Genomic DNA, 21,316 nt, shown 5'->3' on the forward strand with positions numbered 1-21,316 from the left:
GGCTAGCAGACCACCCGGCGCTTCAAAAAATGGCGTCGAAACCGAAGGTATGGCGGCAAATTTCAACAGCCTGTTAATGATTGTTTAGATAGGCAAATCTCACTGATCCGAGATGCCGATAACAATCTTCGCTTACTTCTTGGCAATGATGAATTTTTAAATCGTGATAGAAAAAATTTATCTTTAAGTAATGGTGAACAGAATTTTTTATCACTTGCATTTGAGCTATTGAAAGCACAAAAAGTATCGCAAGAAATCATCGTGCTTGATGACCCAATTTCAAGTTTTGACTCTATTTATAAAAACAAAATTGCATACGCAATTCTAAAGCTTCTTGCAGATAAAAGGAGTATTATTTTAACGCACAATACTGATCTAATAAAATTATTAGAGCATCAGATGCAAAAGTGCTTTAAATTATACTACCTTAATAATACCCCAGATGAAGAAAATGGATTTATATTCGTTAACTCAAATGAGGCTGAAATTCTTTTGTATATACCAAGGTTTCTTGAATTATTACGCGGGCCAATTAAATCAGAAATAGTGGATGAGCTAACATTTTTAGTTTCAATTACACCATTTCTTCGTGGTTGCGCCCAAATATTCAACATGACGAACGAAAAAGATGCGCTGACAAAAGTTATGCATGGTTATCAAACAGAGAAAGTAAATCTCAGTGAGCTATATAAAAGAGTTATTGGCGAAGGCGTAATTGAAACTGAGCATGAAGTATCGGCAGAAGATATTTCTAATCTTTCATGCGCTAATCCGATCGCTATTAAAAAGGACAATTATCCATTACTCCATAAGACGCTCACCCATACTTATACGTATTTATTTCTTCGGCTTAATACTGAAAAAACATTGGTATCAAAGTTTAGTATTAACACAAATAAATTCGATATGCTTAGCAATATAATTACTAAGGCATTTCAAGGTAACGATGAGACATCAGTAAACAACCGAGTGTTCTTTCTTTCTAGAAAAACGTTATTGAATGAATTCAATCACTTTGAAATGGATATGAATATATTTCAGCCCGCAATTGATATAACCAATCAGTCGCTTGCTAAGGAAAAAGAACAAATATTGACAAAATTATCAGAACTTTAAACTAACCCATGGAAATACGCGCTATTTTTTAAAACTGGGCGCCATCAGAATTTAATTATTCTAAATAAATGCAAATGAAATTTTGCAATAAATTAATTTTTTTGATAGGAACCTAGCTGCTAATAAGGTTTATAAGGAATTCCACAAAAATCGAGTCCGACCAATGTATTATGTTATTTCAGTCTCGAATTCAAATCTTTATTTTGTACAGATCATCAATCAAAGCAACTTTTCACTGGTTTTATGAAGACAGACCTGCCAACGTTCACGAAAATTGACAATATATAACTGGTGTCTATACGAAACAAACTTCTGGCCTATTTCCATATCTATTATTTTTTGGTTACCAATATAAATACAACCCAGAGATGAACATATTGACGATCAGTGACAGCAATATTAAACACAAGCTTTACTCATTATGAATCCTGATTTTTCTGAATTCTCATACGGATATGCGGTTACTGAAGAGCTTGTCGCATCATTAAAGGCGTCGGTAGTCGCAGCACCAGTGTTTCCATCACTTTATGAAGAGGGAAAAGATGGGGGCGGCTATGACCTAAAGATTCCACTTGAAGGAAAGCCAATCTTTCTTCAATTCAAACTAAGCGACTATTTGGAACGAACCAATTCTAAAGAACATCGCGATGGCGTATTGACCGTACCCTACTATCGGATGCATCTGCGTCCGACAAAGCACTCTGATCAACACAATCTACTGCTTGATCTTGAAACATTAGGCGAATCTGTATTTTATATAGCCCCAGAATTTCATCTGCCGTCCGAGTTGAATAGCTTTTATCTGCTTAACCAAGTAGTAGAAAATTCCGCAGCGTTCTCTCCGAAAGATATTGGGCCATTGCCTGATGATGATGAACATTACGTAGTCTTTCAAAGAGGATCAACAATCGGATTTAGGTGCTCAAATGAGCCCGTCAAAATAAAAAAGACACCTCTTAAAGATGGGATAATTCATCTACTCAAAAAAAGAGATATCCAAACTCGACAATTTGACGACGATGGATTACGAACGATCATCGATAGAATGCTGAATGTACTGAGTAATGGCGATGAGCGGCTAAAGCGCCGTAAGAAGTCGGTAGATATTGAGGGTTTAATTCGCATCACATCTAATCGTCCCTCTATTGCATCAATTCGCTACATAGCTAGAACTTTTTTTGATGCCGAGCTGCTTATTTTTCCATCACAGATCACGTAACTCTTCCAGACCATAACAATAGTAACGCAGTCACATCTAAAACTGTGGAACGTATAGGCACGATCTGAACCCGATTGAAAATGTGTATGCCAAGCCCCAAAAGCGCTTCTGCGCAAAGTTGCCGAAGGCTTTGTATTCAAACATGTTGGGTATGTATCCAGTTAAGCGATAACTGCCCTGGTTCGGAATAAAATTTAAATTTCCGCTAAAATTCTTGGTCTAAGAATTTGCCGATGGCTGCAAGCGCAGGAAGCAGAGTAGTATCCACATACTCGGCACCAGTTGAATCAATGGACTTTTGCTTGCTCTTGTTTGCGGCGATTGCCTCATGACCATTGCCAGCTAGTAACTCATCCAGCATGGGTTGGTAGCCGGGTTGCCAGGCATCGAGTCCTTCAAACGAGTGACGTAGCGATTTTATAATCTGCATGCCCGAATAGTCTAAATCACCCCAGAACCAAACAGGCAGTTTCTCTGAATCATGGATTAGCCAGTCACAAAAACGTTGGCAATCTTGATGTGCCAAATGCCCATGGGCCGCGAAATACACCGATACGCCAGAAATCGTGCGCAAGCGCTTTGCGCTGCCTTTAAAACCAGAGGCAAAGACGATAGCCAACCCGTCAAAACGGGTGGTTGTGTCGCGACTGGCTTTTTCAAAGGTCGCTAGATTCTCGATGAACAATACGCCGCTAAAGGGTGTTGTGGACAAATAAACCTGTAATTGAATCGGCGACTCTGGAAACGGACATTCATCTAAATTCAGCAAAGTGGCGATCATAGCTTGCCGATTATCCAACACCTTGGACTGCCCCCAGAATAGGCGGGCCGAGACTTCGCGTAACAGTAAAGGCTCATCGATTAAGTTGGGTAGCAGATTGAGCCGCTCGACGATGTCTGTTGCCGTTTTGCCTGTGATTTCCAGTTTCTGTCCCGCAACTTGCTCTCGAATGGTTTCATCCACATTCAATTTTGAATACACAGCATCACGCCATAGCTGGGCCGAGCTTTTAACCGGTTGCGGGCGCTCGGTGACTTGGCGTAACAACGCCGGATCAACGATCTCAATACGCGGATTTAATTCGTATTGCGCTTTGCCGGGTTGGGTCTTGTCGGTTTTGATCGCCAGCCAGCCCCATTGCTGCATTTGCATTAAGTATGACCAATAAGCCTCTTTGTCGGCTTCGAACTCGGCATCAAACAATGCGGGCAAAATTTTGCGATCGAGTTTCACTGGGCGCAACGGTTTGTCGTCGGCTCTATCGAGTTTATCGACCAGGCGATGTAGCAGGGTTTGAACGTCTGACTGATTCAGCCAGTGTGGTCTATTCATGCGTTCGATTGTTCATCGGCCTCAAACGCCAACATAGTTTGCTGGCGAACCTGCTGACGTCGCAATGCCCACAATTCACGTAGTTTGTCGGGGTTGAGGTCACGCTCGTCCGCTTCCGAAATAAAATCCACCTCACCGTTGCCTTCAGCCTCAGTGCGGGTGAAACTCCATTCCTTGGTAAATTCCGTTTTGATCGCACCAGCATGTTTGGTGGGCATCGCACAGATCAATTGCATGTCCAGACTGTCGCGGATAAAACGGATGACATCATGGGCGCGGCGTTCGTCCATTTTGGCAAATGATTCGTCGTTGACCAGTAATTTCAGATTCATACCCTTATCGAAATGCTTGAGGCGATTGGTGACGACAGCTGCGCGAATGATGTAAGCCGGTGTTTCCAGCTGACCGCCGGAACCCGTACCCCATTCAGATAATGCCACGCGCGAACCGCTGTCCGAGTCTTTCCAGATTTCATAACGGCGGTAATTGCGATAATCAGCGACCCGCTGCAACTCCTTCAAGGCTTGCTCCTGATCATCGGCCAGCAATAGTCCGACCAATCGATCACGGATTAGGCACTGTTCTTGACTGAGTTCCTGATTGTCGAACAAATCCCCGGCATCCTGCGATTCCGACAAATCGTAGGCCGCGCAGAAGAAGTCGTAATACTCCTTGAATTCGGGCACCCACACCGACCAGTCCAGCTTGAACTGATCGGTACCGAATTTCAGTCTGCCGAGCTCGGTGTTGAGGATTTTCAGGGTTTTGACCCCTTGATCGACGCTATTCCTGATCTCATAGCAAAATTGCTTGGTGAACACGTCTTTGAAGGACGATTCGGCGGTGCGCAATTTATCCAGATTTTTGACGAAGCCAATCTCGCGCTGCTCCTGCAATTGCTGACGCAAGCCTTCCAATAATTGAATGAGCTGGCGATATTGCGCCGCAAAGTCACTGTCACGCATCTGATGATCGTGCGGTAAATGCAGTTGCTCATGACCACGTGCATGCAAGTTGTAATCGCCGATGCCTTCATGAATGCGACCATAGGCTGCCGTGGCCTCAATCAGTTGTGTGCGGTGTTTATCCTGCAATTCATGATTGGATAAAGCACTCACCATCAGTTCATCCACCTGTTGTTGGATGTTGGTTAACGATAGTGCTTGGTTGACCATGCTCAGCCATTGAATCAGTTGTAAATCATCTTCAATTTTCTGCTGTTTGGCGGCTAGACCACGCTGCAAAAGGCTCAGGGTGTTGTGTTGCTGCTCCTTGTCATGCAAGAATTTTCCGGCTTTCAGCGTGTGCTGTTGCACCTGTTGTTCCAAGGCGGACATTTGTTGATCTAGCGTATCTTTCTCGGCTTCCAGCAGTTGCACTTCCGTTAAATCCAGACGTGCCATATCGGCCTGTGCTGCCTCGTGATCGTGTAAAGCCTGCTCTAGCTTGGCAGCCTCGCTAAAGCTGGGGGGCTGTAAATTCACTAACAAGCCTAGTAAGGCGTTGAGCTGTGTACCTTCAGTTTTTAAGGTTTGTAACTCCTGCTCGGCCCTGATGTAGTCTTCCATGGCCTTCTGCCGGGCCTGAAACTGCGCTTCTTTACCAAAGACTAAATTGTCGGTTTCAGAGGTAAACATGGTGCGAGAGCCAGAGGCATTGCCATCCCTCATCAATCCCCGTGGGGTATAGCGTAATTGTTCAACCGTATCGACTTTAACTACCGGACCGAATTGATCCACCAAATAGGCATAGGCAATGGGATGCTCGGTATGCAGCTCATGCACAATCGAGTCTTTTGATAACAACTCCGGCTTGGCTTTTTGTTTACATAAAGCTCCTTGAACAATTTTGGCATTCAGATGCTTTTGCTTGACGAACTCGATACTGCGCGCTTCCCAGGCTTCATCGACCACAAAGTTGAAGCGGGCTCCGGCCAGATAGCCTTCAATCGCCGGTTGCCATTGCTGACCTTTGGGCTCGATCAAGTCACACAATACTTGCGCACGCGCAGCGGGTAGCTCAGTGCGAAAGGCCTTCAGCGCACGGGCGATGTGATGAGGATAATCCGCGCCACCTTCGGCAAGGTTGGCTTTGCGATCGGCCAATTGTCGTTCTTGCGTTTTGGCTTTTTCCTGGCGACTCTGTAACTGCCCCAGTTGACTATGCACTGCGGCTTGAAAGCTGTTTTGGGTACCGGCCAGCACTTGATGCAGTTGTTGGAACCGTGCTTCCATGCCGTCCAATGTCCGCACCACCTGCAACAGTAGATGCGCGTCGGCTAGTGGTTGCTGACAAAGCTGTGTCACTTGTTGTGTCAGTTCATTTAACGGTGCTTGCTCAATCGCTGCCAGCATATCTGCCAGGGTTCGTGCGGCCTCGGCTAATTCTCGCTTGGTAGGCGGAAACGCCATGCCAATAATGCTCAAAGCCGTGCTGTGCAATCCGTGTTTAGACTCTGAACGGCGGCATTGGCTTGGGCCAATACAGCGCTAAGCCGGTCTTCAATGTGCCGTTTTTGATTGGATGCCTCAATGCCGCTTAAACGTGCGGCCAATCGTACTTGACTATCGTATAGGCTTTTTTTGTCACGGTTTAAACCCTCAATCTGGGTCTGTGCGCTGTGAATGTTTTTTTCCAGTTCGACGATAGCCCTTGTTGTCTGATCGATCTGCCCCTGGTCATGTAGCAAATCACGCTGCGACAAAGCCAGTTGATACTGCAAGGCAGATTCATACGCCGTATTAGCCTGATCGATCAGCTTTTCCACCCGTTCCAGACGCAGTACATTGTCCTTCAGACGATCACCTTCCTGGCGAAGATTATGGACCTGTCGCATCAGCTCACTGATTTGTCCAATACGTTGTGGCAATTGCTGGGTATCGTTTTCCAGAATCTGAGTTTTGACCAACTCGTCGACGCTGCCAATGGGTTTATGGGCAATCGATTGGCTCCATGCTTTAGCGGCCAGTTCGGCTTCCTGAAACGATACATTGCGCTGACCGCGAAACCGGCCATACAACTGACATAGGTATTCGCGCTTGGCATCACGTAAATTCAACACCTGCGGATACTTGGCTTTCAAATGGTTTTCGATTTTCTCCACCTCAACCACACAGAGCTGCTCGCCACCGTCCATGCTGACCAAATCCGGTAAGCTTAATACCGCATCGTCAATGAGCAGCAAGGCCAAACGTTCTTGCACCGCCTGACGACGTTCGCCCGAACCATCGACCCGCGCCGCCGCCGCAATCAAGGCGGTAAATGGCTTACCCTCTTCACCGGCATCCGGCTTGAACACGCCAGCCACATAGCCATGAGCGCCGTTGGGACGGGCAAACAGATTGTCTTCGGCTCCGACGATGTACGACCAAAGCGTGCGCTTGCTCTTGCTGCTGCGCGAGGTTTGCGTGGTTTCGTCTTGGCCGGGATTGTAGCTGTAAATATTTTGGTGGGCGGCGGTCATCACCGTTTGCAAGGCATCCAGCAAGGTGGATTTGCCGGAGCCAGTAGGGCCTGTCAACAAGGTCATATTACCCATCGGATATTCATCGCTGCGCAATGAACCCCAGTTAACCAAAATTAATTTATCTAGCTTCATGCCTGCTCTCCGCTGCCATCCGGCTCACTGGTAACTTCAATCTGCCCTTCGGCTTCCAGAGCGGCTGCCAGCACATCCTCACTGATAATACCCAGTATGGTCGGCCTAATGGCGATCAGGGCATCTTCATCGTGCATCGAGAACAAGGCGTTATACTGAATCAAACGGTGGCGTTTCAAGTCTTTTAGCAAGCGCTCGCGGTCGCCCAAATTGTCGGGCAATGTCCGTTTGATCTGAGTTTGCAAAGTGGTGGCCAACTCGTCAAAACGAATCAGAATCTCACCCGCATCGCTGAGGCGGCTACCACCTTCCACTAAACCCTGCTGATATAAAAACCGTAAAGCCAACGCCGCTGCGACAAAATCCGCCGATAACCGCGCACGTAACGATGCCACGACATCAACATCGTCTTCGACCATGCCGGGAATTTGCGCACCAGGCGCGTACAACCGGAAAAACTCGTTTTGCAGATCGTGGATTAACCGAAAACCGGCAAGCGCAAAGTATTCAACCAATAGGTTTTCGATGCGGCAGGCATCGTCGTAACAGCGCTGTTCCACGCCGTCTTCGTCGCGCACAATAATGCCCCAGGCAAACAAACGGGCAACGATTTCTTGAAAACGTTGCAGCTTTAGGTTTTCCGGCTGCAAACGGTCAAGCAGGCTTTGAGTCAGGGTCATGGTTCAGTTGGATTTGGTAGTCACTACCGGTGTAGTAAGGAGTTTGCAGTTGGCTGGGCAATTGCGTTGCAGTGAGATTTTCATCGCGGGCAGCACGCACTGCTTCCACCATTTGCATGTTTTGTAATAAATCGGTGACGGTTTCAACCGGCAGACTGGACAAGCGAATGGGCCGTTGCCGCAACCGCAATTCACCGCGTATGAAATTCACCACATCCTGATTGGACAAGGTAAACGCCGCTGCTTCAGCGCGTTGTATGGCCGCATTCAATCGTGCATCACGACTGATTTTGGGTAATGCAGTCACAGTCAAGGCCTTGCGGCGCTGCGAGGCGCTGCGTAATTTAAAAGCAGATGGGTCTAATAAGCGCACTTCGCTGGCGGCAATAGAAGCGCCCAAGGTCTGCAAAAATTGCGTCTGATAATCACCTTCCAGAGCCGCCACTTGGGCAATTGTCCGACTGAAACCTTGCCGACTTTGTCCGCCTTGGAGCATCAAGGCTTGCTGCACAATACTGGCGGCACGACGCATGTAGATATTCATGGCCTTGATCAGTTCAGGATGTTTGCCGGTACAGGCGACTTCTACCCGGTCTTCAATTCGATCCAGTAGCCAATCAAAAATACTGTTATCACCGCGTTCGGCATCGGCCCAACTCGCAATATCCTGTAACTGATTTTCAAGAGCCTGGAATTTGCTGCTCTCCAAATTACGCAAGCGGCTTAAGTTATCGAGGATGGCCTGACGATGGCGATCTACGTTGTCAGCAGTTAGCTGCTTTTTGAACTCTTTTTCAAAGCGATCCAGAAACTCGATGAATTCGTCCCAGGGGGTATTGGATGCTTCGCTCATCAAACGACGCACCAACTCCTGAAAATAATCCACGCCTTCCGATAAGTCGCTGATGATTTTTTCAGCGTAGTCATAGGCGTCGATCAAATCGTAAGCGTCGATATTTTTACGGGCGGCTTCCAGCGCATTGCGGCAACTGCGCACATTGCGTTGACGACTACGAGCGCGCATACGATCCAGTGACCACAACGCTTCGGCAAAGAGTTTGCCCGCGCGACTGAAGCGATAAGCCGTGACCAATCCAGAACGGTCACCAAAGGTTTCCAACCAGCCGTCTTTCAATAAGGTACGAATCAGCACCGTGATTAGCTGCTGATCGTCAGCGCAATCTAACGCAGATAGCTCGTCACCATCCTGAATACAGTCAACCGCCAAATCATTCATCAAGCCTTGCACAGAAGCACTCAGCAAATCCTTTAAAGCATCGCGCGTCAGGTTTTGTGAATAATCCGCACTAGGGCCGTGCAAGCGCTCGTACAGTACACGCAAACAGGCGACCACCAACTCTCGGCGTTTGCCGGTTAGGGGACGAAAAAAGTGTTGCCGTTCAGACTCAAAGAACACTGGGATTTATAAAAGACTCAGGGAAAACACTAATTCTATAGTGGGTAGTTGTGAAGCTAAAAATATTCTGCATTAGTAAATGCAGTAAACTGAATTTCATTCAAGATCAGCCCAGCCGCACACAGATTTTTATACAGTGAGAGAATCACTGAATGGCTTGCTATTGAAGACTCTGAAATTCAGCGCATGAACATTGAAAAATAGGTCTTCGTTAATCTGTTGGCTCGGATATTCAGTTTTACCGAATCAAGATTCGACTCTGGATTTAACCAATTCAACTGAATGGTCAATTTGGTTTTTAACCTTCTCAATCATCTGCAATTCTTCTTGGTTCGAAATCATCTCCTTTAATTCTGCCGCAACATTGGGCAATGCCGACTCGATCCTATCAATCATTTCAGCCATCAATTTTTCGATAAATCTGGGTTTGACGGCAACATCCTCGGCAAATCGTTGCCAATGGCGAGCCATCAACCATTTGGGCCGATTTTCTCCGCCTATCTTAAACGCCAACTTCTGGCTTAGTTGGGGATAAACCGCCGTGCAGACCAAATCATAGAACGGCGCCAACTGTGTCCGCTTGCCTTGAATCATTAACGACAGGTTTTTTGCATGACCATCCATGTTGCCGACCAGCACATTGAAAATCACCCACTCGATCAGTCGCTTTTTATCCAGCGCCGGTTGACTACTTCGGCTCAGCACTGCTTCGAAGCAGGCTTTGAGCGAAGGTCCGCCTTCGGCTTCGTATTTTTTGCCGGATGGGATACCTAAAATCTGGCAAAGGTCGTTTTGGTGCAAACGCTGCAAGCGCCCATCAGCATCGATGGTTCGATCATAACGGGCGATAATCGCCGCCGTTAATTCCGGTGCGTAGCGAGCCTTTGCGACCTTCATGCCAATCCGTTCCGCCAAGACCATCACCAAGGCTTCATTGATCGCGGTATGAGGGATATCCTGCCGATGTTGGATAGAAGGCTTGATGATATGACTGGATGGCGCAGCACCAAGCGGAATCAAAAGATTGCCTTGTGCATCGATAAAAACCGTCATCTTGTCCTGAGCGCCGGACAATGACATCCGCGCCTGTTCGCCAGAAATATCCAGCGGAATGCCTCTGGAACGCTCGAACCAGGTTTTGATGGCTTCCGGCGTAACGGGCAAATAATGCGGCTCATCCTTGGGTTCCATGCCATCCGGCAAAATCGAAAAAGCTCCCGCCGTATCGCCGCCAAATCGTTCCAGCAAGCCAAAGATATTGGTCTGGGAAATCTGCGCGGCTTGGCTGATGAAATTCAGTACATCGCCTTCCGGTAGCAGGTTTTCGAAAAAAGCGGTGACCGCGTCGCAACTGAGCGTTTGTTCGGTGAGCGGCAGACTGGGAGAAAGTCCGAAAGCATCGGATTTAGCTAACCAATCAGGTGTGTAGCTGAACTCCAATTCGTACTGTTTGCTTTCCTGTAAATGACCGACCAATTGGTCGCCAGCGAATACGGCCAAGCGTTTCATGATTGCCGATCCATGATCACAACATCCAAGCCCAGCAAATTCAGAATATGCATGACTTTATCGAATTGCACCGTGCCTTTGCCGTTTTCCAGATCGCTGATGAAGCGTGTGCCGGTCTGAGCTAATCCGGCTAAATCCGATTGCGTTAAACCTTGGGCTTTACGTTGGCTGGCAACGATTTGACCTAGCTCCATGGCATTCTGAATATTACCGAGCGGTGGTTTTGGGTTTGTCATGGTATCGTGTTGTCGTTATATTACCGATCAGGAATTTTAAATGATGCACCATCTCTTTGCCAAGTAAACATTACCGATCGGTATTTTCTACCCATGAATAGCCTCGAACAAGAGATCGCTGAGTTAGAGCAAAGGCTCCATGCTTTAGATGCCGAACGCGCGACGGTGGCTCAAGCTTTGGCAACACTTAGGCAACGACGGCAGGAACAAATTGAAAGCTTTGCGCAACGTTTTGCCAACGCAGAGGTAACCCATCAATCCTCTCGCCAAGACAAGATCAAACTGTTTCGCGATTTGTTCAAAGGTCGCGAGGATGTGTATCCCAAGCGTTTCGAAAGCAGTAAAACCGGAAAGACGGGGTATTCGCCGGTGTGCTTAAACGAATGGCATCCGACGCTCTGTCATAAACCGCGTATCAAATGCGGCGATTGCCAATATCGGGCCTATCAGCCTTTAACCGATGCCGTGATTACCAATCATCTGATGGGCGCGGGCAATCCAGCCAAGCCCCATGAAGATTATGTGATTGGCGTTTATCCCTTGTTGCAAGACGAACGTTGCTGGTTTTTGGCGGTGGATTTTGATAAGGCATCCTGGCAACAGGATGTTTTGGCCATCAGCGCGGTTTGTAAAACGGAAAACATTCCCGTCAGTATCGAGCGCTCGCGTTCCGGTAAAGGCGCTCATGTTTGGATATTTTTCAGCACGCCGGTTCCAGCCATCGAAGCCAGAAAATTGGGCTCCTATCTGTTAACACTGAGCATGGATCAATATCCTGATTTGGGATTTGAGTCCTACGATCGGTTATTTCCCAACCAGGACACGATGCCCAAAGGTGGTTTCGGCAATCTGATTGCCTTGCCGTTGCAGAAAAAGGCGCGTGAGCACGGTAACAGCGAATTTGTCGACGAACACTTTATAGCGTATCCCGATCAGTGGGCTTATCTCTCCACCATCAAGCGTATTTCGCCATTCGAGTTACGCTTCTGGCTCGATAAAGCCGAGCAGCAGAACAAAATTCTCGGCGTGAAAATGCCGCTTGAAGAAGACGATAGTCAACCCTGGAATTTGCCACCTTCGCGAAAATTAAAAGAGGCCGCTATCGATGCCAGTTTGCTGCCCAAGCAACTGGACATCGTGCTGGGCAATCAGTTGTTCATCGACAAACAAATGCTACCCACCGCCTTGCAAACTCGGCTGCTAAGACTGGCTGCAATTCAGAATCCTGAATTTTACAAAGCCCAGGCCATGCGTTTATCGACTCATGATAAGCCGAGGATCATTTCCTGCTCCGAACTGTTTTCCCAGCATATTGCTTTGCCGCGCGGCTGTCTGGACGATTTGCTAGCTTTGTTGAAAGAATTGAATATCCAAGCGGTTCTGCGGGATGAACGCTATACAGGGGAACGCTTACCGGATGTTCAATTTCAGGGTGCATTGACCGAGGAACAAATTCCAGCCGCCACTCAATTACTCCAATTCGATACCGGCACCTTGTCGGCGACCACGGCCTTCGGCAAAACCGTGGTAGCTTTGTATGTTCTAGCACAACGCCAAGTCAATACGCTGATCATAGTCCACCGTCGACAACTTCTGGATCAATGGCTGGAACGTATTGCGATGTTTTTGAATATACCGAAAAAACAGGTTGGCAAAATCGGCGGGGGGCGAAATAAGCCTACAGGTGTGATCGATGTCGCCATCATGCAAAGCTTGACCAAAAATCATGAAGTCGATGATTTGGTTGCCAACTACGGACTGGTGATCTTTGATGAATGCCACCACTTATCCGCCAAAAGTTTTGAGAAAGTGGCCAACGCCTGTAAAGCCAAATATGTGTTGGGCTTGTCGGCGACATTGACCCGCAAAGATGGTCATCATCCGATTGTGTTTATGCAGTGCGGTCCAATTCGCTACCAAGTCAGCGCCAAGCAGCAAGCCTTAGCCAGACCGTTTGATCATGTCGTAGTTCAGCGCTTTACGGAATTTCACACACCTGAAACGCAGGAAAACCAAAGTCAAATCGCCATCCATGCGATCTATCAGGCGCTTATGGAAGACGATGCCCGAAATGAGTTGATTTTGGCCGATATTCAACAGGCGCTGGCCGATGGCCGTTCACCAATCGTATTAACCGAGCGAAAAGAGCATGTGACGTTATTGGCTGAACGTATCAGAGCATTTACACCCAACGTGTTTGAAATGCAGGGCGGCATGGGTGCCAAACAGCGAAAGCAATTGTTGTCCGAGATAGGCGCTGTACCCGATGACCAACCTCGCGTCATTGTGGCAACGGGCCGTTACCTCGGTGAAGGTTTTGATGATGCCCGACTGGATGCCTTGTTTCTGGCGATGCCGATTTCCTGGAAAGGCACATTAGCCCAGTATGTTGGGCGACTCCACCGACTACATCACGCCAAAACAGAAGTCAGAATTTATGACTACGTTGATGATCGGGTGCCGATGCTGAACAAAATGAGTGAGCGACGAAAAGTGGGTTACCGCAGTTTGGGTTATAAAATGATCGATAGTTGATTGAAAAATCATCAACGCGCGTGAGCTCAAGCTTCAGAATTAATTGAGAACCAGGTGAACTCAATCTATTGGATAGACTGCATCAGCTTTCGGCAAATAGCTTGGGAAACAGCATGTCGATGGATTGACTGGTAAATCGCAGCGATATTGGGCCTTTGGGGGTCTGAGAATTAACTATGCCATCCTTGACCAAATCGGCCAACACCATACGGGCGCTACGTTCTTTCAAGCCGGTCACTCGCTCCGCTTCACCGCGTGGCATTTCCCCTTGCAACAGAATCCGCTGCAAAATGAAAAAGGCTTCCGGTCGTAAACCTTGTCTTTCGGTGTAAATTTTTAGTCGGTTGGCGAGTTGATCAAACTCGAACAATGAGGTCATGAATTTCGCTTGATCGATACAGACCGACAGGAACCATCTGACAAATTCGGTCAATGCTTTTTGCGACAGATTGCCACGACCATCCAAATCACCTTGCCTCGGACTGTCGGCGTAATCCATCATCTGTTTATATTCTTGCCTGCTGTTCAGACCGCGAGCCAATCCCCTGGAAATAGACCATAACCCGAATGCGCCGATTCCGGCCTTAAGCCCCATGGTGTGACTCATTAATCGGCTGACACGGCCATTACCATCGGGAAACGGGTGGATATAGGCTAAACGGTGATGTGCGGCGGCCATCGCTAAAATTCGGCTGCCTTTGCCCATGGTTTCAAGTCGGTAACGTTGTTCGAAGTGCCGCATGAAATCCGTCACCGTTTCACTGCTGGGTGGCAGGTGGCGACCGACAGCCACATCATGAACGGTTAACGATCTGAATTCGCCTGGCACCATTTTGAAGTCTTGTTGACCTTGCTTGATCACCAGCATCTCAAAACTGGCATCTCTGTAAAACTCGGTATGCAGCCATTGCAAAAAATCGCAAGATGCCGGTTCCGGCAAAGCATTTTGCGTGTGCATCTCGTCGATCAGTTTTTGCACACGAATATGCGCTCTGGCTTCGATCTGTAAATTGCGTCGAGTTTGATCATTATCGAGTTCGTTGGCTAATGCGCGCTCGATATCGCGGGGGATAGTGTTATGGCCTTCAATCAAATTCGAGTAATAGCAATTCATGATTCGCACCATATCGGCCAGGCTGGCTGCGGCATCGGGATGTAATCGGGCACCTAGCTGCTCAGTCAGTGAGGTCAATTCAGCCACCAAGTCGACTACATCCAGTGGTGGATTTTCCAGCAGACAAGGCTCAATGCGATAAGGCGTTTCGGTTGGGGTTGGCATGCCGATCTTTAACTAATCTAATGAATTGTTTTTCATAGACTAATTATACAGATGGATAAAATTATTGCCGATTTTGTTGCCGATACAATAAAACCAGATAATCAGCTGATTTCATTGAAGTTTAATGACATGTTGAAGGAAGAGAGTGCCGGTTTTGTAGGAGAACTGAGGTTGTTGGACATAAATGGCGCGTGATTAGGCGCACAATCATAGTAATGCGGTTTCACGCGTAAAATCGTCGGCGGTATCTTCCAATAGGGTAGCGCCTGCCACAAAAGCCAATCTTAGAAATCCCAATCGCTCAATACCCAGCCATGCGGCAGCCGTACCTGAAGACAACTTACCCTCTTTAAAAAGGTTGATGGCAGCCTGTTTTTTCAAATAGTCTGCAAAGTCTTCGGTATTCATATGAAGACCGAGCAACATCTCTGGCGGACATTCGATAGTGACAGTCTGTTGCATGGATTTATTCAAAAATCGGCTGGGGAGCTATGTGTAATCTTAATGCCTAACAACCGTAGCGGTAAAATGGGAAAAGCTTTCAAACGGCTATAATGGCAGGTACTGTTCGGTTTTGGTTAGCCAATTTTCGAGATAAAACGAGAAAAACCTGTGGTAACTTTTGGGTAACTCCATACGGCACAATGCGGATCAATACGGGTAGCAACAGCAAGATCACGAATTAATTAGTTAAATAAAAACAATAAGTTAAGTTTTTCTTCTGGCACTTTTAATGCGATGGTCGAGCGTTCGAATCGCTCACGACCCACCATCAGTTTGATTGAAAAATCAATGGTTTAAAAGGGATTTTAAGCTTAGGTAGCTGTGTACTAAAACCATCGACTACAGTGATTTTGCTGGTAGTTGTGTTTTAAACCTCTGGCCTGAGGATGCACAGATGCTAAATTTTCATATCATCAAAATTGGTCTCAAAAACGGCGAAACCCGTTATCGTACCATTCTTACCAAATCTGGTAAGGGAATCAAAACAAAAACTTTTCGGCGTAAACAAGATGCCCGTACTTGGGGTACTCGCTCTGTTCTTGAATATCAAGAATACGAAGCAAAAGGCGTTCGTTTGGAAATTTTCATCCCAAACCCGACGAATTTCCTGCTTCAGGACCTCATCACGCTTAGCACGGTTAGATCGCAATTCGGGATTAGCCTGGCGCGCCGCATGCCGATAATACGTCGACGGGGCAATCGGCAATATCTTGCAGATTGGCTCGACCCCGTAAACCTCGCGATGCTCATCAATAAAGGCTTTCATCGTTTGAACGGGCAGTCGAGCTCCGCCTGAGCAAAATAAGCCGACCCCTTGCGCAGAATCTCGTTGGCCTGACGTAATTCTCGGACTTCACGCTCCAATGCTTTGATCCGTTCTGATTCGCTACTGACCGGTTCTTTCGGCATTCCGGTGGCGGTTTGCGATCGCCTAATCCAGCAACGCAAGGTTTCCGCAGTACAGCCAATCTTGGCGGCTATCGATTGAATAGCCGCCCATTCCGATGAATATTCGCTTTGATGCTCATGCACCATGCGTATGGCTCGCTCCCTTATTTCCGGGGAATAGTGTTTTATGGTTTTCTCTTTCATTGCTCCATTCTCTCAAAGGTTGGAGCCTCCGAGAAATCCGGGGCGGTTCATCCCGCCACCCAACCACAGGAACCTCCCGCCTCTGGGGCTGCCGCTGCGCTGCCCCGGCGGGTCCCTCCTGTGGATGGCTGGCGTAAACTAGGCAAAATGGGGCTCAATCAGCTATAGAGCCTTAAGGCCTTGCTTCCCTTATATTTTGCGTTAGAGCCTGAGTGCGGCAAGGATCATTCAAATGAATCGTAAAATTCTCTTCATAAGTAGTGACTCACCCAGTCTTCTTTAACCGTTTTAACATCCCGACAAATAAGAAGGAAGAAATCATTAAGATTGCCGAATTTGGCAAAGGCACTTTGGAGGGATCATCACTATTGCGGTAGGTAGTTACTAGGTTTGTTCCAAATAATCGATCAACCTCAAAATCGAAGGTAATGAGTCCATTACCAAGATCCTTATCAAGACCATCCAAGCTGAGAATTGCGATAAGTTCCTGCAGTTCAACTTGAGTTGTGCCATCGCTCAAACTATCGTAGAGGATTTTTCTAACTTCGAACCAATCCGTAAGATTGTTAATATCGGCGGTAATAGAATCGAGCGGATTAAATAAGTCAAGGTAATCTAAAGCGCTCTCATAGGAGCCAAGTGCCGCGAAATATTGCTGATCAGCGATAGACCAAGATTGATCAATCAAAGCTCCTTGGTAGCGTTCATAGGACATTAGTGAAGAAAACAGCTTATCGAATGCTAATGCACCTGAAATAAGTCCTTCTTTATCAATATCTAACAATAAGCCTTCTTGCTGAAAGACTGATAGTCCTTCGATTTTGTCTATCAAGCTAACTTCATCCTCTGTTTCAACTAACGAATAGTCATTACGAGGAGGATCTTCAGCCAACCTTTCGGTAACATAGGCCAAAGTTGCGTAATAATTTGCATACGTCTGTGCTAAAAAAGAGACGCGCTCTGTCGGAGAGGACTTTCCAACAATAAACGTAGCAGCACTAAGTGCAGTATCGAGTTGATTTGCTAGCAATTCCCGAGCACCATCCCGGTTAGCTCCAGCATCGATGATATTAAGGGTCTCTTGAAGTGCAGGTTCTCTTACAAAATCTCTTACGGAATTAATTAACGAAGGATCATTTAGCGCCCCTCGTTTTATCAGCGTACTGAAATTGAGTAATTTGGAAAGCTTGGCTGCATCGTCAGCCCACTGTTGATATTGATCTGCTCGTTCAGCCTGAGCTAGGTTTGTTTCCAAGCGAGCCTGAGTAAAGCGCTGCGTATATACCACGTCTGCATTAATTAATAGCGCCGGGATGCTTGAAACCCTATTTCTAAATTGATCGACTCCAGTTACAGCTGCATCTGTAACTTCGAATCCGATAGAGAATCGTCTACCCACTGCAGATGAAAAATCAGTAATTACAGGTTTACCTCTAAAATAGAGATCATTACCCCACTCCGTCAAGATTGCTTTGTCAAGTTTATTTAAGCCAGGGAACTCTGGATCATTAGTCACGGCTGGTAGATCGAATGTATCGACACAGGTGCTTATAAAAAAGCTACCACAGCTCCCCTGAGGGCCAGGGGCCTTATATAAGTTCCGTCAATTTTCAATAGTTCAGGACCGAATGCAGGAGTCAGATTACCGTGATTAATTACGGATGCAGAAGTGAAAAGGCGACCACTAACTTCAACACTTTGTGCAAACCCAAAATCGATTGCAAGAGTAACGCTTTTCGGAATAATTGTAATTTCTGGTGCCTCGTAGATGATAGTCTTCGAATCGAGCCCCAAATTTCCACGCGGCGGAACATAAATACTTACATTACTGCCGCCATATACTTAGAAGGAAAGTTTTCTTTGGTGCTAAGAGGAACTACATCCACATAAGGATCAAAAATATCAAATGTCAATGCACTACTATCCGTTGGCGATAATATGAGAGCAGCGACCCAAGACGGAACGATTAACTTATTCAAACTTAAGTTGAACATGACATTTCTCTATCTTTATACAAGTAATTTTCAAATACCTTCCGTTTGAAATCTATCACATTCACAAATTGAGATACAAATCTCCTTTTTAAGCCCCCTGTAATTTATAAAACGTGGGGATTACCCCAGAAATCTATAGTCAAGTCTCGCAACGGAACATCCTTAGCAATACAGATGGGCAAATACATTCTACCGCCGTCATTGGTGATCGAAACACATTGGTTGGCAATTGGCCGGCAGTTCAAGATTAAATAACAATTGTTTTATTAGTTAATCTATCTGCTTTATATTTGCAGTATTAGATTCAGCGGGTGCGGCGACTTTCTTTTACGTCTTCGGAGAGCCAAACTTTAATCAATGATTGATAAGGCATATCGCGTTTATTGGCTTCGATCTTTATGCTATCCAATAAACTCTCAGGTAGCCGCAACGAAATCGTTTTGGTTGAGGGCTTAAGGTTAGGCATCGAAACCACTTGCGCTTGACTCCAATCCAGATAATCGCTGGAATCGTGAGCTTCCCAAAAATCGCGCTCTTCTGATTCGGTTTTAAATGTCAGTATTTTTTTGGCTTTGCTCATAAACAGTTCTCTCTTTTCGGTGCATGTCGCGCGCCGAAATCACACGGATTAGGGTATTCACTGAGCGCAGGGTAAAGGTAATGTGCAAAAGGCGGGCATTATCTGTTTTACCAAGGCCATGAAAACGCGGTTCCTGTTGGCTGTGCTTTTGGTCTTCCAAAATTAGCAACGGTTGGTTAAAAAATACCTGCTCCGCTTCCGATTGGCTGACGCTATGTTTATCAACGCTTTTTCTCGCGTTGCCAGCATCCCACTCAAACCCAGTTATTCGCGCGTAGTCAATCATAGGCGTATATTATCATCATATACTTATTGTGCAACCCGCTCAAAATGCTGTATCGAGAAGAGTCAATTTTTATGTGCGTAAAATGTGCTTTTCCTAAATACACACTCCCGATTTATCAGGCTTTGCTAGGCTCATAATGAATAACAGGCAGAATGTAGCGCATTGATTTAATTGAAGTTAATTTTTACTTTTCGGTCTTTTAATGCGATGGTCGTGCGTTCGAATCGCACACAACCCACCATCAAAACGATATACAAATCAACCAGTTGCTGAGAATTCAGAGCTGGTTTTTTTATGCTTGAAATCTGGCTTGCGTGATTTTTGCGTGACTTGATTTTCGTGGGTCTACGACACATTTCGCGGTTGCGCACAAAGGTTGATATTTTTGCTATTACAAATCCACTTGTGTGGTGTGCGCGGCGAAATATTTGGCGTTAATAATCAATGTTGACGCCGGTTGAAAATTGACCATGTAAGAGGCCGAATTCCGGCAGAAAATTGACCAGGGTTATTAACCTGTCCTGTCCAAAAATTAGACAGGAGCTTAGAAGGAGAAGTGGCCCCATTTGTTTGAACAGTAACGCCGAAAATTAAAGTGAAATCCCTGCCGTTGGTTAGACTGCCTTTTTAACTGTTGGTAGCAAGTCGTTATAAGCCTGATGAGGCTTTTGCCGGTTCAAGTTGGAATGAGGCCGTTTGTGGTTATACCACTCGAAATAATCCAGAATTGAAGCGCGGGCTTGGGTGACGGAATCATAGGCATGCAGATAAACGCGTTCGTATTTGACCGAACGCCATAGCCGTTCAACAAAGACATTATCCCGCCAGGCGCCGCGGCCGTCCATACTGAGCAGATCGACCGGCGGCGAGGAGGGCTCCGTCGGCTTCCCAAACACCTCAATCGCCCGTTCGCTTAGTTGCTTCTTCCAGTCGACAATTTGGTTCTGATGGACTTCGTATTCTTGACTTAACTGAGCCAGGGTTTTGTCACCCGCTAACGCGGCTAGGGCTACCTTGGCTTTGAAGGCGGCTGAATGTTTTCTTCTCGGTCTTTTGGACATCTTCTGCTCCATTTCTTTGTCCTTTCGGACGTTCAAAAGTCGCAGGTTTTTCACTTAACCGGTTGTTCAATTTTTCGGCGCCCCTCTCTACCGATTGTTATCCGTTTCCTTTACACTTATCCACAGCCGGTGACCCCAAAAACCGGCTCCGCCCCTGGTCAAATTTCAACCGGTACGGTTGGTCAATTTTCGCCCGGCGTCAACAATGCGCCATATCGCTTTAAATTTGATCAAGAACGATCCTCAACGAAAAGTCGGCATCAAGGTCAAACGCAAGCGCGCCGGTTGGGATAATGACTATTTGCTGCGATTGTTCGCGGAATTTAAGCGCGATTGCCCTGCTCGAAGCACAAAGCCCTATCCCATGGGTATATCGAAAAGTTGGAAGCCCAATTGCGTGAGGAGGTCCAAGCCTTATTAGCCCAAGCGGCCCAAATCGATCAACAAGAAGCGGGCGACGAGCATGACTTACCCGCCGAAATCGCTCGCCGTGAAGAGCGCTTGCAAGCGCTGGCCGAGGCTAAAACCAAGATTGCCGAATGCGTTAAAGAACGCGATCAACAGGCCCGGAAAGACTATGCCGACAAAGTCGCCCGCCGCGAAGCCCAGCGCGCTGCCGGGCAAAAGCCGCATGGGCAAGAACCCAAAGCGCCGGAAATGGGCCCAAAAGCCAAGGATCAAATCAACCTGGCCGACGAAGAATCTCGCATCATGCCCGGTCACGAAGGTTTCGTGCAGGGGTGCAACGGCCAGGCAGTCGTCGACGTGGATAAGCATACTCATCGTCGCGGCCACGCTCACGCAGGACAGCAACGATAAGCAGCAAGTCGAGTCGATGTTGGACGAAATAGCCAAACCGGAAAACGATTCGGGCAAG

At 46.8% G+C, this 21,316-nt stretch carries 17 protein-coding genes, 3 pseudogenes and 1 other annotated feature; of the genes and pseudogenes, 5 read left to right on the top strand and 15 right to left on the bottom strand.

Annotated elements, in window-relative coordinates:
• Window positions 1-105: 105 nt before the first annotated feature.
• Window positions 106-1,116 carry an AAA family ATPase gene (locus ACW73I_RS21360; RefSeq protein WP_458031545.1) on the top strand — a complete coding sequence of 337 codons (1,011 nt, stop codon included), beginning with the start codon at window positions 106-108 and terminating at the stop codon, window positions 1,114-1,116.
• Between the two features lie 421 nt (window positions 1,117-1,537).
• Entirely contained in the window at window positions 1,538-2,335 is a 798-nt protein-coding gene (locus ACW73I_RS21365) for a hypothetical protein (RefSeq protein WP_458031529.1), read from the top strand.
• Window positions 2,336-2,540: 205 nt separating this feature from the next.
• Here the strand turns inward: ACW73I_RS21365 and ACW73I_RS21370 are convergent, their stop codons facing one another.
• From ACW73I_RS21370 to ACW73I_RS21400, 7 genes are all read right to left on the bottom strand, one after another.
• On the bottom strand, window positions 2,541-3,668 hold the full coding sequence (locus ACW73I_RS21370) for a Wadjet anti-phage system protein JetD domain-containing protein (RefSeq protein WP_458031530.1): 1,128 nt from the start codon (window positions 3,666-3,668) through the stop codon (window positions 2,541-2,543).
• Entirely contained in the window at window positions 3,665-6,079 is a 2,415-nt protein-coding gene (locus tag ACW73I_RS21375) for an SbcC/MukB-like Walker B domain-containing protein (RefSeq protein ID WP_458031531.1), read from the bottom strand. Before ACW73I_RS21375 ends, ACW73I_RS21370 begins: the two co-directional genes overlap by 4 nt.
• A gap of 11 nt (window positions 6,080-6,090) precedes the next feature.
• On the bottom strand, window positions 6,091-7,266 hold the full coding sequence (locus ACW73I_RS21380; protein ID WP_458031532.1) for an ATP-binding protein: 1,176 nt from the start codon (window positions 7,264-7,266) through the stop codon (window positions 6,091-6,093).
• A complete protein-coding gene (locus ACW73I_RS21385; protein ID WP_458031533.1) occupies window positions 7,263-7,946 on the bottom strand; it encodes a DUF4194 domain-containing protein in 684 nt (227 codons plus the stop codon). Before ACW73I_RS21385 ends, ACW73I_RS21380 begins: the two co-directional genes overlap by 4 nt.
• Window positions 7,921-9,363, bottom strand: coding sequence for a Wadjet anti-phage system protein JetA family protein (locus tag ACW73I_RS21390; protein WP_458031534.1), 1,443 nt, complete (start codon window positions 9,361-9,363; stop codon window positions 7,921-7,923). Before ACW73I_RS21390 ends, ACW73I_RS21385 begins: the two co-directional genes overlap by 26 nt.
• A 246-nt stretch (window positions 9,364-9,609) precedes the next feature.
• Complete coding sequence (locus tag ACW73I_RS21395; RefSeq protein WP_458031535.1) at window positions 9,610-10,872, bottom strand: HipA domain-containing protein; 1,263 nt, start codon at window positions 10,870-10,872, stop codon at window positions 9,610-9,612.
• Window positions 10,869-11,108 (bottom strand): helix-turn-helix transcriptional regulator, encoded by a 240-nt coding sequence (locus ACW73I_RS21400; RefSeq protein ID WP_458031536.1) that lies wholly within the window; start codon window positions 11,106-11,108, stop codon window positions 10,869-10,871. The genes ACW73I_RS21395 and ACW73I_RS21400 overlap by 4 nt, the downstream gene beginning before the upstream one ends.
• A 93-nt stretch (window positions 11,109-11,201) precedes the next feature.
• Here ACW73I_RS21400 and ACW73I_RS21405 point away from each other — a divergent pair, with 93 nt between their 5' ends.
• Entirely contained in the window at window positions 11,202-13,643 is a 2,442-nt protein-coding gene (locus ACW73I_RS21405) for a TOTE conflict system archaeo-eukaryotic primase domain-containing protein (protein WP_458031537.1), read from the top strand.
• Between the two features lie 82 nt (window positions 13,644-13,725).
• Here the strand turns inward: ACW73I_RS21405 and ACW73I_RS21410 are convergent, their stop codons facing one another.
• Complete coding sequence (locus ACW73I_RS21410; RefSeq protein WP_458031538.1) at window positions 13,726-14,922, bottom strand: Fic family protein; 1,197 nt, start codon at window positions 14,920-14,922, stop codon at window positions 13,726-13,728.
• A 51-nt stretch (window positions 14,923-14,973) separates the two neighbouring features.
• On the opposite strand from ACW73I_RS21410, the gene ACW73I_RS21415 reads away from it, so the two are divergent.
• Entirely contained in the window at window positions 14,974-15,117 is a 144-nt protein-coding gene (locus tag ACW73I_RS21415) for a hypothetical protein (protein ID WP_458031539.1), read from the top strand.
• A 12-nt stretch (window positions 15,118-15,129) separates the two neighbouring features.
• Here the strand turns inward: ACW73I_RS21415 and ACW73I_RS21420 are convergent, their stop codons facing one another.
• From ACW73I_RS21420 to ACW73I_RS21450, 7 genes and pseudogenes are all read right to left on the bottom strand, one after another.
• On the bottom strand, window positions 15,130-15,384 hold the full coding sequence (locus ACW73I_RS21420) for a UPF0175 family protein (protein ID WP_458031540.1): 255 nt from the start codon (window positions 15,382-15,384) through the stop codon (window positions 15,130-15,132).
• Between the two features lie 616 nt (window positions 15,385-16,000).
• Window positions 16,001-16,518 (bottom strand): annotated as a pseudogene (locus ACW73I_RS21425) (transposase); the annotation flags it as partial.
• Window positions 16,118-16,234: a sequence feature (AL1L pseudoknot), on the bottom strand. Its footprint overlaps the pseudogene before it by 117 nt.
• A 265-nt stretch (window positions 16,519-16,783) precedes the next feature.
• The gene (locus ACW73I_RS21430) at window positions 16,784-18,034 is read right to left on the bottom strand and encodes a hypothetical protein (RefSeq protein ID WP_458031541.1); all 1,251 of its coding nucleotides are present in this window, start codon (window positions 18,032-18,034) and stop codon (window positions 16,784-16,786) included.
• A 782-nt stretch (window positions 18,035-18,816) separates the two neighbouring features.
• Window positions 18,817-19,092, bottom strand: coding sequence for a BrnA antitoxin family protein (locus tag ACW73I_RS21435; protein ID WP_458031542.1), 276 nt, complete (start codon window positions 19,090-19,092; stop codon window positions 18,817-18,819).
• The gene (locus tag ACW73I_RS21440) at window positions 19,061-19,378 is read right to left on the bottom strand and encodes a BrnT family toxin (protein ID WP_458031543.1); all 318 of its coding nucleotides are present in this window, start codon (window positions 19,376-19,378) and stop codon (window positions 19,061-19,063) included. Before ACW73I_RS21440 ends, ACW73I_RS21435 begins: the two co-directional genes overlap by 32 nt.
• A 614-nt stretch (window positions 19,379-19,992) precedes the next feature.
• Window positions 19,993-20,229 (bottom strand): annotated as a pseudogene (locus ACW73I_RS21445) (integrase core domain-containing protein); the annotation flags it as partial.
• A 66-nt stretch (window positions 20,230-20,295) separates the two neighbouring features.
• Window positions 20,296-20,451, bottom strand: a pseudogene (locus ACW73I_RS21450) (transposase); the annotation flags it as partial.
• Window positions 20,452-20,832: 381 nt separating this feature from the next.
• On the opposite strand from ACW73I_RS21450, the gene ACW73I_RS21455 reads away from it, so the two are divergent.
• The gene (locus ACW73I_RS21455; RefSeq protein ID WP_458031544.1) at window positions 20,833-21,258 is read left to right on the top strand and encodes a hypothetical protein; all 426 of its coding nucleotides are present in this window, start codon (window positions 20,833-20,835) and stop codon (window positions 21,256-21,258) included.
• The last annotated feature ends 58 nt before the right edge of the window (window positions 21,259-21,316 follow it).

This window comes from Methylomonas sp. MgM2, assembly GCF_054172045.1.